General features: G+C 55.0%; 7 protein-coding genes and 1 pseudogene. 7 read left to right on the plus strand and 1 reads right to left on the minus strand.

The genetic code is table 11. From position 1 onward, the window contains the following. Window positions 1-167 precede the first annotated feature (167 nt). The 4 genes and pseudogenes from DMG62_09870 (at window position 168) to DMG62_09885 (ending at window position 10234) form a co-directional block, all read left to right on the plus strand. Complete coding sequence (locus DMG62_09870) at window positions 168-6305, plus strand: hypothetical protein (protein PYY23135.1); 6138 nt, start codon at window positions 168-170, stop codon at window positions 6303-6305. Between the two features lie 375 nt (window positions 6306-6680). Further along, window positions 6681-7724, plus strand: a complete 1044-nt coding sequence (locus DMG62_09875) for a glycosyltransferase family 2 protein (GenBank protein ID PYY23136.1) — start codon at window positions 6681-6683, stop codon at window positions 7722-7724. A gap of 77 nt (window positions 7725-7801) precedes the next feature. Then, a pseudogene (locus DMG62_09880) lies at window positions 7802-8821 on the plus strand (hypothetical protein). Window positions 8822-9013: 192 nt separating this feature from the next. After that, a complete protein-coding gene (locus DMG62_09885) occupies window positions 9014-10234 on the plus strand; it encodes a hypothetical protein (protein ID PYY23137.1) in 1221 nt (406 codons plus the stop codon). A 30-nt stretch (window positions 10235-10264) separates the two neighbouring features. Here the strand turns inward: DMG62_09885 and DMG62_09890 are convergent, their stop codons facing one another. Next, entirely contained in the window at window positions 10265-11173 is a 909-nt protein-coding gene (locus tag DMG62_09890; protein PYY23138.1) for a hypothetical protein, read from the minus strand. Between the two features lie 464 nt (window positions 11174-11637). On the opposite strand from DMG62_09890, the gene DMG62_09895 reads away from it, so the two are divergent. From DMG62_09895 to DMG62_09905, 3 genes are all read left to right on the plus strand, one after another. Beyond that, window positions 11638-12741 carry a sigma-54-dependent Fis family transcriptional regulator gene (locus DMG62_09895; GenBank protein PYY23139.1) on the plus strand — a complete coding sequence of 368 codons (1104 nt, stop codon included), beginning with the start codon at window positions 11638-11640 and terminating at the stop codon, window positions 12739-12741. Window positions 12742-12853: 112 nt separating this feature from the next. Then, complete coding sequence (locus DMG62_09900) at window positions 12854-13438, plus strand: antitermination protein NusG (protein PYY23140.1); 585 nt, start codon at window positions 12854-12856, stop codon at window positions 13436-13438. A 38-nt stretch (window positions 13439-13476) separates the two neighbouring features. Continuing rightward, window positions 13477-14082, plus strand: coding sequence for a hypothetical protein (locus tag DMG62_09905; GenBank protein ID PYY23141.1), 606 nt, complete (start codon window positions 13477-13479; stop codon window positions 14080-14082). Window positions 14083-14092: the final 10 nt, after the last annotated feature.

Consider the following 14092-nt stretch of genomic DNA (forward strand, 5'->3'; position numbering starts at 1 on the left):
CCGCTTCTCAGCCAACGACTTACGCTTACCAACTTCAGACGTACTTGGCAATGTTCTTGCACATTTGGGAGCGGACATTTCCGGACAAACGAGAGATAGCTACCTCTTAGCCGTCGTGTAGCTGATCAACGACATTTCCATTCTTCGAAAGTAATAAGGGGTCCTTTGTGCTACTGACGAACCGTCGGCGCTTTGCCGCCGCCGCAATTGCCGCCGTCGCATTTTCTGTATTCATGCCTTGCTCCTTAACCGCTGCCATTAGCTACGTGCAGGGCAATTACTCGTGTCCGCAGTCGGCACAGACGACCGTGGCAGTGACGTACACAAAGGCACAAGTTGCGGGCGACTTGAATGTAGTGGTCATTGGCTGGAATGACGCCACGGCGACGATCGCTTCTGTAACCGACACAGCGGGCAATCAGTACCTGCGCGCAGGGAACCCGACCATCCGAACTGGTAACCCCGCTATCTCTCAATCGATTTACTACGCTAAGAACATCGCCAGCGCGGCGGCATCTGCGAATGCGGTAACCGTTGCCTTTTCGGTGGCGGCAGCTTTCCCGGACATAAGGATCCTGGAGTATGCGGGCCTTGATCTGGCTAATCCGTTGGATGTTTTTGTCGGGTCAACTGGTAACTCGAGCACCACAAGTAGCGGTGCGGTTACTACCACCAATGCGAATGATCTGTTAGTTGCAGGGAATACTATCGAGACGTTTACTACGGGCGCCGGAACCGGCTTTACCAGCCGATTGATCACAAATCCGGACTCCGACATCGCGGAAGATCGAACCACAACGACTGCCGGCAGCTACAGCGCCACAGCCTCGCTCGGCGGCACCGGCGCCTGGGTCATGCAGATGGCTGCCTTCCGCGCTGCGGGAGCAGTCGTCGATACAACACCTCCAACCGCCCCGACCAATCTCGGCGCCACAGCCGCCAGCACCACGCAAATCAATTTGAGCTGGACGGCATCAACGGACAATGTCGCCGTTTCGAATTATCTGGTCGAGCAATGCCCGGGAGCGGGATGCACAAACTTTTCCCAGATCGGTACTTCCACGACGACCACCTTCAATAACTCAGGCCTGGCAAGCGGGACAACGTACAGTTACCGGGTACGCGCCACGGATGCTGCAGGCAATTTCAGCAACTATTCAAACGTCGCCAGTGCCACGACGCTGAGTCCGCCTCCGGTGCCGACGAATCTGAGCGCGGCCGCCAATAGTGCAACCTCCATCAGCGTCAGCTGGAGCGCATCCGCAGGCGCTACCGGTTACACGCTGCAGCGATGCCAGGGCGCAGGCTGCAGCAACTTCGCCCAGGTCGCCACGCCCACAGTTACGAACTACACGGATACGAATCTCGCAAGTGGAACCAGCTACAGCTACCGTGTTCAGGCGAGCAATGCGAATGGCGCGAGCGCATTTTCAACCGCGGTTAGCGCGACTACACAGACGCCTCCGAGTGCGCCAGGCAATCTGACGCCTTCGGTACCCAGTACGACGGAGATCGATCTTTCTTGGACAGCATCGACGAGCTCGGTGGGACTGGCAAATTACATCGTGCAGCGTTGCCAGGGCGCTGGCTGCACGAACTATGCGCAGATCGCCTCTTTCGCCGCCAACATTACGACCTATAACGACACCGGACTTACCGCGAGCACCACGTACAGCTACCGCGTCCAGGCCAGCGACACATTCGGCAACCTGAGCGCGTTTTCCAATGTCGCAAGCGCGACAACCCAAGGTCCGCCATCCACACCTACGAATTTGGGGGCAACTGTCATAAGCGCCACCCAGATTAACCTGAGCTGGAATGCATCAAGCAGCAGCGCGGGCCTGGCGAACTACATCGTGCAGCGATGCCAGGGAGCGGGCTGCACAAACTTCTCCCAGATTGGAACCCCGACAGGCACTTCCTTGAGTGACACCGGCCTCGCGCAGGGCACGACCTACGTTTACCGGGTCCAAGCCAAGGACGTGAATGGGAATCTGAGCGGATTTTCCAACTCAGCGAGCGCTACCACGCAGACTCCGCCGAGCGCGCCAAGCAATGTGAATGCAAACGCGACCAGCGCGACGCAGATCACAGTCACGTGGACCGCCTCATCGAGCACAGTTGGCCTTGCGAACTACATCGTGCAACGCTGCCAGGGATCCGGCTGCACGAACTTTGCGCAGGTTGGCACGCCGACCGCAACCACGTTCAACGATAGCGGCCTAACAAGTACCACCACATACAACTATCAAGTGCAGGCCATCGATACGGCAGGCAATCTGAGCGCGTTCTCAGCGGTAGCGGCTGCGACAACTCAGACTCCGCAACCTCCCTCGGCCCCGGGTAATCTCAGCGCAACGGCAGTCGGAGGCAGTCAAATCAATCTCAGCTGGACAGCCTCGACCAGCAACGTGGGCCTGGCCAATTATGTTGTGCAGCGGTGCCAAGGTACGGGTTGCACGAACTTCGCCCAAATCGCTTCCCCAACTGGAACGAGCTACAGCGACACAGGCCTTTCCGCCGGAACCAGCTATAGCTATCAAGTCCAGGCAATCGACAATGCGGCTGTTGCTGGGCCGTTTTCGAACGTTGCCACAGCCACGACGCTGTCGTCGGTCGGGCTGCTGGTAGCGTATCCAATGAATGAAGGCTCGGGGCCGACAACCGTCGACGTATCCGGCGCCGGCATTACAGGAGTCCTCCAGGCCACTACCTGGACTTCAGCTGGAAAGTACGGCAATGCGCTGTCATTCAATGGTTCCTCGTCCTATGTGGACTTGGGCGCACCTTCGATCCTTAGAACCACGGCCAGCATGACTTGGGAAGCCTGGGTCTTTGCAGTTGCCAATCCATCGGACGATGGACAGATCATCGCTTACTCCAACACCACCGGGTGGCAGTTGAAGACGAGTCCGGATACTGGTCCGCGGACGTTTGGCGTTGCCGTTTCGAGCACAGCTGGACGTGTCCAGCGATATAGCAAAACTGTGCTCACGCTGAATACGTGGTACCACGTGGCCGGCGTGTACAACGCCGCCGCCCAGACGCTGGACATCTACGTCAACGGAGTACTCGATGACGGCGTATTGCGCGGAACCGTGCCTGCAGCTCAGGTACTCCCGACCGGAATAAACGTCAACATCGGCCGCCGCACTGGAGGCTTTTACTTCAACGGAACAATTGACGAGGTGAGAGTCTACAGCCGAGCCTTGTCAGCAGCCGAAATCCAGGCGGACATGAACACGCCGTTAGTGGTACCTACTACACAAGGACCACCTTCGCCACCGGGAAATGTTTCGGCGACAACCATCAACAGCAGTCAAATTAACCTGAATTGGACAGCGTCAACCAGCACGGTCGGAATCGCGAACTACATCGTGCAACGGTGTCAAGGAGCCGGTTGCACGAACTTCGTGCAAGTGGCTACGCCGACCGGGACGAGCTATAGTGACCTGGGTCTAGCGTCGAACACTACATATGTTTATCAAGTGTTGGCGAAGGATACTGCCGGAACCCTCAGCACGCCTTCGAATCCCGCAACTGCAACAACCTCCGGAGGCGCATCCCAACCAATCGTATTTGTCCAGGGGAATTACGCTGATCCTCAGTCTTCGCAAACGACTCTGTCAGTGCCTTACACCAGCGCACAGAGCAGCGGCAACCTGAACATCGTGATTGTTGGCTGGAATAACTCGACCTCCAACATAGCCTCTGTAACCGACACCAAAGGAAACAACTACACGGTAGCTGCAGCGCCGATCTCGATCTCCGGCATTGCCACGCAGACTATCTACTACGCAAAGAATATTGCTTCCGCGGCCGCAGGCGGCAATGCGGTCACGGTGACCTTCACGAATTCAGCGTCGTTTCCGGATATTCGCATTCTGGAATACTCGGGTCTCGATACGCTTAATCCGCTGGATACAGCCGGTGGGCTTACTGGAAATAGCGCAACAAGTTCGAGTGGCAGCATTACCACAGTCAACCCGAACGACCTTCTCGTGGCCGGCAACACAGTTCAGACCCTGACCACAGGGCCGGGGCCGGGCTATAGCACGCGTGTGCTCTCAAGCCCAGATGCGGACATCGCAGAAGATCAGATTGTGAGCGCGGCGACTACCTATTCAGCCACTGCGCCGGTAAGCCCTGCGGGAGCCTGGATCATGCAGCTCGTAGCATTCCGGGCAGCACCGGTGGTTGCTGATTCAACGCCGCCAACCGCCCCCACTAACCTGCTCGCGAATGCGATAAGCGGAAGTCAGGTAGATCTCACCTGGACAGCTTCAACGGACAACATTGGAGTGGCCGGCTACCTCATAGAACGGTGTCAAGGTGCGAGTTGCTCGAATTTTGCGCAGATTGCCACCTCCACTGCTACTGGCTTTAGTGATACCGGCTTGGTGGCGGGGGTGACCTACAGCTATCGCGTTCGAGCTACTGATTCCGCGGGAAATCTGAGTCCGTACTCAGGCACCGCCACAGTGACGACGCTTGGATTTACGGTAACTCCAAAAACGGCGACATTAACCCCAATTCTGACTCAGCAATTTACGGCTACCACTTCAGGAATCACCTGGTCAGTCGATGGCGTGGTTGGCGGTAATGCAACCTCCGGCACGATTTCGACAAATGGGCTATATACACCTCCTTCGGCTTCGGGCACACATACGATTACCGGCACCAGCTCGAGTCCCGTTCAGTCGGTGAATGCCACGGCATACGTTTCCAACTACCCCGGAACTTATACCCGTGACTTCGATAAGCTGCGAACTGGACTGAATCCCAGCGAAACTGTGCTTACACCCACGAACGTGAATGCGGTTCAATTTGGGAAACTATTCAGTAATGCCATAGATGGAACTGCTGATGCGTCCCCGCTCTATGTTCCCTCCGTGAACATCTCCGGCGTTCTCCACAATGTTGTGTATGTCGCTACAGAACACGATAGTGTCTACGCCTTCGATGCCGATGGACGCCAGACAGCTCCGCTTTGGCAGAGAAGCTTTATCAATCCTTCAAGCGGGATTACGAGTGTTCCACCTGGTGATACGGGCGAGTGCTGCGATATCTCTCCGGAGATTGGGATCACAGGCACACCCGTCATCGATCCTTCCACAAACACCTTGTACGTCGTTGTTAAGACGAAGGAGGTCCAAGGTGGATCAACCAACTACTTCCATCGTCTGCACGCTCTCGATTTGAGCACAGGCGCCGAAAAACTAGGCGGACCCGTGAGCATTCAGGCGAGTGCGCCTGGAAGCGGTGCTGGCTCTTCGGGCGGTCAGATTGCTTTTCAGCCGTTGCGCGAAAACCAACGCGCAGCGCTACTGCTGAATAATGGCGTTGTTTATATAGCCTTCGGTGGTCACGGCGATGTAAGCCCGTACCACGGCTGGATCCTTGGTTACAACGCGACGACTTTGCAACAAGTGATGAAGTTCCTCGCGAGTCCCAATGACAATGGGGTTCGTGTGACTGGAGGCGGTCAAGGCGCCGGAGTGTGGCAGAGCGGTGACGGTTTGGCGACTGATTCAACCGGCAACATTTTCTTCGTCACCGGAAACGGCATCTTTGATGTGAACACTGGAGGTCCGGACTATGGAGATAGCTTCGTCAAACTCAGTACCTCCGGCCAGGTGCTTGATTACTTCACGCCACATGACCAGCAGAACATGAATGATTTGGATATCGATCTTGGATCAGGCGGCGTAATTCTCCTTCCCGATCAGCCAGGCGCTCACCCGCACATGGCGATCACAGCTGGTAAGAACGGAACAATTTATCTTGTCGATCGCGACAACATGGGTCATTACAACTCTAATAACGACAATCAGATTGTTCAGACCGTTGTTAACATCTTTCCCAACGGCACGAAGAGTACTGGAAACTTCAAAGCGGCGGTGCACTGGAATAGCAGGCTTTTCTTCAGCGCCGACGCAGATAACATCAAGTGCTTTACTTTGAACAATGGATTAATGTCGACTGCCCCAGTATCGACATCCTCACTTTTCCTGAATTATCCCGGCGCCACGCTCGGACTATCCGCGAATGGCCTTACGAACGCAATACTCTGGGCAATTCAGCGGGTGGATCTGAATCCTGACGGAGGAGGAGTGAGAGGCCCAGGCTCGTTGCATGCCTTTGACGCCACTGATCTGACCAAGGAGTTGTACAACAGCAATCAGGCCAGCGGCGCGCGGGATACGTTGGATTTCACAGCGAAATGGTCGGCTCCGCTCGTGGCGAACGGCAGAGTCTATGTCGCCACCACGGGACAGTTTGCTGCATTTGGTCTGTTGCCGTAAATGGCGCTCTGGCTTAGGGCAGAGACGGATGATCTGCGTCTCTGCTCCGCTTGGAGCGCTTCTGAACCACGGAAGAACATGCAGAATTGTGTCTCCGCGATGTGCAAACTCTTGCACAGGCTACCTGCTCAAGTTTCAGCGCGGGAATTTAGACCTCGTCTAAGCAGCTGAAAATAAGAATTTTGCCATTGACTCTTCGGTGGACAGGCGCTGCCGTCTCTCTTCCAAGTGGCAGGGTACGTGCATTCCGAGGCGTGAGGGTGATCGCAAGGGGACGTCGCTGCGCAAAGTGGCTGCGCGGCTGTGTGTCCGGGGGCTGAGAGCCCCTCGGCCACCTCCAGCCGGATCGCGCGTTTTCGAGATTTCCTGTCAGGCATGATGGACACTTCACAACCTCTGGTCAGCGTTGTCACCCCTGTGTACAACGGGGCGAAGTACCTCGTCGAGTGCATTGAAAGCGTGCTGTCCCAGACCTATCAAAACTGGGAATACATCATCGTCAACAACTGCAGCACGGATGCGACGCTGGAGATTGCCGAGAAATACGCTGCTTCGGAGCGAAGAATTCGGGTTGTCACCAATTCCAGCTTCGTCAACGTCATTGAGAATCACAACATCGGATTCCGGCTGATCTCGAAAGAAAGCGAGTACTGCAAGATTGTCTGTGCCGACGACTGGATCTATCCCGAATGTCTAAGCCGCATGGTCGAGGTGGGAGAGAAACATCCATCGGCGGCTGTGATTGGAGCCTACGTTGTTAGTAGCCGCGGTGTAACGCTCGCCGGGCTTCCTGTGGGCAAGTCGATATTCAGCGGTTACGACGTTTGCCGCTCCCATCTCTTTGGAGGCCCCGAGGTCATGGGAGCGCCTTCGGCTGTGCTGTATCGCAGCGAGGTGATCCGGAAACGCGAAGACTTCTTTCCCGGAACGGCTCCGTCTGCCGATGCCGCTGTGTATTACGAGATCTTGCGCGACTGGGATTTCGGCTTTGTGCATCAGATTCTCTCGTTCGAGCGCGTTCACGACCAAGCTCTGAGCGGTGGACAACGGCAATTACACGCATTCCTGCTGGATAAAATCGCTTTTCTCAAGCGGTATGCCGGCGCCTATGGGACGCCCGAAGAGCAGAGCGAGCGATTCCGTCAACTGATGAACGAGTACTACGGCACGCTGGCCACGGCGCTGGTACATCGCTATCCCAGGAGTTACTGGGACTATCACCAGAAGCGTCTCAGCGAAGTTGGGTTGTCGATTGAAGGCAGCCGCCTTGCCAGGGCTCTTGTGACCAAAGCCTTGAATTTGATTCTGAATCCGAAGCGGGCTTACGCAAGGTTTTTTCATGCGTCGGAGAAGCGCTGGCGACCCTCTTTCTCTCTCCCCAGGATCGCAAGTGAGGAACAGCCGAACCAGGCGCCTTGATCTTGTTTTCAGCTGATGGTTGTGTTGATGAAGGTTAGAAATTCTTTCATGGAGAGTATGTGAAGAGTAAGGAGAAGTTGAGCGCGGGTGATTGGGTGCAGGTCCGTGGTAGAGGGGAGATCCTGCGAACTCTGGATTCTCGAGGCTGTCTGGACGAAATGCCGTTCATGCCCGAGATGTTTGCATTCTGCGGCAAGAAATTCAGGGTCTACAAGCGCGCACACAAGACTTGTGACACTGTATTTCCGATCCGCGGACGACGCGTGGCAGATACCGTTCATCTGGAAACCCGTTGCAACGGAGCCGCGCACGGCGGGTGCCAGGCTGGATGTCTTCTCTTTTGGAAGACAGCATGGCTGATTCCGCTCAACGACGATGGAAGCCCGAAGGACCCTGAGGCAAGGAATGACAACGTTGCCAGCGCCTCGAAAAGGTCATCAGGCTGCACCGAATCCGATGTCTGGAATAACGCTCGGCCTCACAATGGAACATCGGGTCCGAAGTATATGTGCCAGGCAACGCAATTGCCGTATTACACGAGCGATCTGAAGTGGTGGGAATTGTGGCAGTACCTGGAAGACTACACCTCTGGCAATATCGGCCTCTGGCGCATCGTTTGCGGTCTGGCTTACTCCGCGTACTACAACCTCATCCAAGCGGGTATCGGTTTAGGAGCTCCACTGCGTGAGTTATACGACCTCTTTCATCCTTTTCGTGGAGGCAAGAAGTTTCCTCGCAGGACAGGGTCAATTCCCAAAGGACAGGCTACGCCTGCAGCGGTTTTGGATCTTCAGCCCGGGGAACTTGTTCGCGTCAAGTCGCATGATGAGATCCTGCGCACTTTAAATACGGATTGCTCGAATCGCGGAATGCGTTGGGATGCAGAGATGGTTCCGTACTGCGGTAAGACCTTTCGCGTGTTGGACCGCGTCACCAAGATCGTGAACGAGCAGACCGGATTTATGCAGGAGATGAAAACTCCCTGCATCATCCTGGACAACGTCATTTGTCAGTCACGCTACAGTCAGTGCAGCATGTTTTGTCCGCGAAGCATTTATTCCTATTGGCGGGAAATCTGGCTGGAACGAGTTGAGCAGAAGAAGCCCCGTCGAGAGCCGCAGGAGGCGGCTCCGGAATTGTGCAGCTCGCAGAGGGATGCGTCACAGCTTGTCGAGATCGGGCCCGCTCAATGATCAGGACCACTCCCAAAACCGCCTTACGATTGGCATGCAATGAAGTAAGGCTGCGGTTTGCGCTGACGATCACCTCGATAACCGTCCGATTTTGATATGAGCAGATCGCCGCGCATTCTCTATGTAACGTCACGCTGGCCCGATGCTGCGGGTACAGGTGCGCATCTTCGCTCCCTGAATCTGCTCCGCGGCCTCGAACAGATGGGATCTGTTGAAGTGTTGGTTCTGAATGCGGAAAACAGGGACGAAGATCTTGCATTGGGACGCGGGCGCTGGTTGCGGCATTCAGCGGCCATTCGCGTGAATGCCCAACCCAACTCCGGGTTTGTGGACCAGCTCGCATGGACGATCGACCCAAAACGGTCTTATCCGAACGGCTGGTCCATATCGGAGCAAGACGCACAGTATGTGAGAAATAAGGCCAGAGACTTTGATTTGGTTTGGTTCTACAAGCTCGTCTCCCCAGACCTGTTTCCAGATGGGAGTTGGCCGTCCTCTGTTGTGGACATCGATGACTTACCCAGCAGTTATGAGCGCCGCACTCTGAAAATGGCTGGCGGTCTGGGAGAACGCATACTTACGGCAAGGCGCTTGTTTACCTGGCGTAGGCGAGAAAGACTGCTTGGCGATCGCTTTTCAGTGCTGAGTGTTTGCAGCGAAGAAGATAAGCGGTATTTGAAGGATCTAGGTCTCGCCCGACCGATTCATGTCATACCCAATGGTTTCGACGAGCCGCTCGGTGACTGGACGCGGGCCCTGGCCAATCCGCCTCGGATCGGATTTGTGGGGAGACTTGATCATGAACCCAATCGGGATGGCATCCAATGGTTCATAGATCATTGCTGGTCTCGGATAAAGTCCGTGATTCCTAATCTGAAACTGCGACTCGTCGGCCCTGGCACCGAGCTTCTTCAGGACTCGCAGCTGGACATCGAGAGTCTCGGCTGGCTTCCAAGCGTGACCGAAGAGATGAAGACCTGGTCGGTGATGGTGGTCCCAATACGGCTGGGCGCGGGAACCTGCGTGAAGGTAGCGCATGGCTTCAGTCAAAGGTGCCCAATCGTATCGACATCTCTCGGTGCTCGCGGATACGATTGCCTGCACGAACGGGAGATGTATATCGCGGACTCTCCAGAGATGTTTGCCAGTGCTTGCGTCGAACTCGTGCGGGACTTAGATAAAGCTCAGCCGCTCGCAGAAAGAGCATGGGACTACTTCGTGGAGAAGTGGAGTTGGAAGTCAATCTATCCGAAGGTCTGGGCAGCGGCCGAAGATTGCCTCAGCCAGAGCGAGGCAACAGCTTCGTATTCAGTGTGACCTTGGCGTGCCAAAATTGATCAGCCGGACTTACGACTCAGAAGCATGCGAAAGCTCGCGGAAGCCGGATGGTTCTTTCGCAGAAACCGATTCTTCTCGATTTTCGGATCGCCGCAACAGTCTCCACAACGGGTAGAGAGCGGCCAGGCCAAGCAGATAAAAAACGATTCCGCCCTTGTGATGAAAGCTGCCGGTCAGGAATCTCATATCAACATGCACCGCAAGTAGCGTTAGCGTCACAATGCGGAGGGCATTCTTAGCAATAGAGACGGGTATCGCCAGCAGAACCAGAATGAAACGGCGAGAAGACGTGTGCAGCGTCTCGTAACCAATCAGCAGCAGAGTAAAGACCAGGGCCATGCTGGAATTGATGCCGCTACACTCCTTGGCCACCTCGATCGTCACTCCGGGAATGTGCAGCAAAAAACCATCACGAAAAACCGGCACCCCGAGCAGCGAGAACAAGAAATCAGCTGTGGCCGTGGAACTGGTTTGAAGAGCAGCGATGATGCCGCCGGCCACAGATGCCGGTAATGGAACGCTCAGCCAAAGCAGAAACAACGGAAATAAGGCACGCCCCATCGCGCCCCTGCCAAACGCCAATAGAAATATGCCGAGCACAGACAAGAGCAAGGCCGCGTACCTGAGTTCAAGCGCAACGAATGAATTGGCTTTAGGCAGGGAACCGAAGAACGTGACTGCTGAAAGGACGATACCGGCAGCTATCGCAATGGGTCCGAGAAGGACATCGCAGCCGAGATTCGAAAAAACATCCTGGCGTCTCGACCAAAGCAAGTAGAGAGCAAAGAGTGGAACCAGGATCGCATACGAACCATAGCCGTTTTGCAGCGAGAGTCTAAAGATCTCATGCAGCGGCTTCCACGCCGCCGCCACAGCCATGAGTGCCAGGAAAACGAAGATGCCCGTTCGTGCGCGCAACGAAGAGAAATTCAGGAAGCTGTCCCCCGCATACCGGTCACACCAACTAGCAAGCGGCTCAGTTGGCTTTGGACGTTGACTGAATGTCTAGTAGTGCAATTTTGCTTCCACCCTGTCCTCGTCAGAACGCCTCGAAAATAAGTGATCTCAACCTCTCTATACGCGCTTAGTCGCTACTGCGTCCCCCAAATTCTGCCCTTGAGCTTTTGCTGCACCGCTTCTGAGGAAACAGAAATTGCTCCTTCCATGAGCTTCGATTTCCCATTTCAGAGAAATGTGGAAAGAGTTTTCACATTGCAGTGGAAATCATTTTCACACCCAATTGGGGATGCTGGCTGGACCGGGGCTATGGCTGAAAAAAGCAGCGAAAATTCTGCCTGACACATATTGGTATTGCGCAGCTAAATATCTTAAATTCAGCATCTTGCAGATGGGTCGCCGGAATCGTTTGGTTCATCACTCCGATGGCAGCACAAGTGCTCAATAGAGACCGTCGCCACTTCGAAAAAAGCACAGTTACCATGAGCGAAAGCAATTCCTCTGCATATGCGAACGGAGTTTTGAGCCGGCAGGAGATGTCATCCGTGCCGAGCGAGGCAGTGCTCTTTGGCTCATCGCTTCGCATGCAAGCAATCCGCTCGACATTGTCGACTGTGGCGCTGAGCAATGTTCCGGTTCTGATTCATGGAGAGAGCGGCACAGGTAAGGAGTTGCTTGCTCGGCAAATCCACCGGCTCTCAGCTGTGTCGTCCGAGCGTTTCGTGAAAGTGAACTGTCCGGCAATTCCAGGAACGCTGTTCGAGAGCGAACTATTCGGTTACGAGAAGGGGGCATTCACCGGAGCGGTGGCGAGAAAGCCAGGTCGCGTCGCGCTCGCCGATGGGGGAACGCTATTTTTGGACGAGATCGGCGAGCTCGAAGCAGGATTGCAAGCGAAGCTGCTTCAGTTCCTGCAGGATGGCAAGTATTGTCCCATTGGAGGCCAGGAAGAAAAGACGGCCGATGTCCGGTTAATGTGCGCCACCAATCGCAAGTTGGAGGAAGAGATCACGACTGGCAAATTCCGCCAGGATCTCTTCTACCGGATCAACGTTGTGAACCTCCATGTGCCGCCCTTACGCGAGCGCAAAGTTGATATTCCCGTTTTGGTTAAGTACTTCATCGACGCTTTCAACTCAGAATTCAATTGTCGCGCGAAAGTTCTTTCAGACGGGCTGATGAGCGCGCTTCAGGCCTATCACTGGCCGGGAAATCTGCGTCAGCTTGAAAACGTAATGAAGCGCTACGTAATCCTCGGCAGCGAACATGCTGTGTGCTCTGAAATAGAGCAGAAACGGCCGGCCACACAACGGTTCGCCACCATTCCGGACATACCGCCCGGGGGCACGATTTCGCTCAAAAAGGTTACCCGGGAGATGGTGCGTGACTTTGAGCTGCAAGTTATAACCAAAATGCTGGAAGCGCACAGTTGGAATGGTGTGCGCACGGCGCGTGCATTGAATATCAGCTATCGAGCGTTCTTATACAAAGTGAAGGAGTTGCGGCTAAGTTCGCCGTCGCTTCAATAAGCCGAACAAGTTAGAGGTAGCGGCTTTTAAGGATTTGTGCGGTTCTTCGGGAAGTCGGGCTGGCAGTTGAGATTACTTTAGGGTCACGGAGTGTGACTCAGAGGGCGAAGCTATGTCAACCAATCCATCGACCTACAACCCGGCCATCGCAGAGTCCCCGGCTGGATCCTTATTGTGGTACGCAGTTCATACTCGCTCTCGGCATGAGAAAAAAATCGCATCGGAGTTGGAGCGGAAGGGAATTCCCGTTCTACTTCCTCTGTATGAACAATCGCGCCAGTGGTCGGACCGCCGCATGATCATACAGGTGCCCCTGTTTTCCTGTTACGTGTTCGTCCAGATACCCTTGTCCATTCAGAAGCGGGTCGATGTGCTGCAAACCGCCGGCGTCTTAAGGTTTGTTGGTGGAAATGATCTGGGAGTCTCGATTCCGGAACGGGAAATCGAGAACATTCAGTTGCTATTGGAACGAAAGCTGGCATTTGCTCCCCACCCGTTTTTGGAAGTCGGACAGAGAGTGCGCATCCGAGGAGGAGCGTTGGACGGAATCGAAGGGCTGCTTAGCCGCTTTGCCGGAAGCAATCGCCTAGTGCTTTCGGTGCAAACCATACAGCGCTCTCTTTCCGTGACAGTGGACGGCTATGATGTCGAGCCGCTCGAGAGCCGACGCACTCCTCTTGAATCCAGCGTCAATTAGGCGAGTTCTCCGCAATCGTGTTTAAAAGGCAGGGCTCCATGAAAGTACTACAGCTACTCACCATGTTGAGTTTGGTATGCGCAGCCACGCTTCATGCGCAGGAATTTGCAGCGTCCTCGGCGACTGAGGTTCCAAAGGCTGTCGCGGCAGTGCATGCCGACGAATACATTATTGGAAGCGATGACATCCTTGCAGTCAACATCTGGAAAGAGCCGGAACTCTCGCGGACTGTTCCCGTCAGGCCCGACGGAAAAATCACGCTTCCGCTTATAGGCGAGGTACAAGCTAGTGGCCTTACGCCGAAAAAGCTGCAGGACAGTCTTGCTCTTGGCCTCAAGGCATACGTGACAAACCCGGAAGTCACGGTGATCGTTCAGGAAGTAAAGAGTCTCAAATACAACATCGTGGGAGAAATTACTCGTCCGGGCTCCTATCTGCTGACCGAGCCGACGACAGTGTTGAGCGCGATTGCTGTTGCTGGTGGTCTTCGCGATTTTGCCAAGGGAGGGCACATCTACGTGCTCCGGGCAAGCAAAGAGGGCGCCTATCTGAAACTACCTTTTGATTACAAGCAGGTGATTAAAGGGAAGAAGCTGTCACAAAATGTCGAGCTTCGCGCAGGGGATACAGTCGTCATTCCCTAACGCTAGCGGA

The sequence above is a fragment of the Acidobacteriota bacterium genome, from assembly GCA_003225175.1.
GTDB lineage: Bacteria > Acidobacteriota > Terriglobia > Terriglobales > Acidobacteriaceae > Gp1-AA112.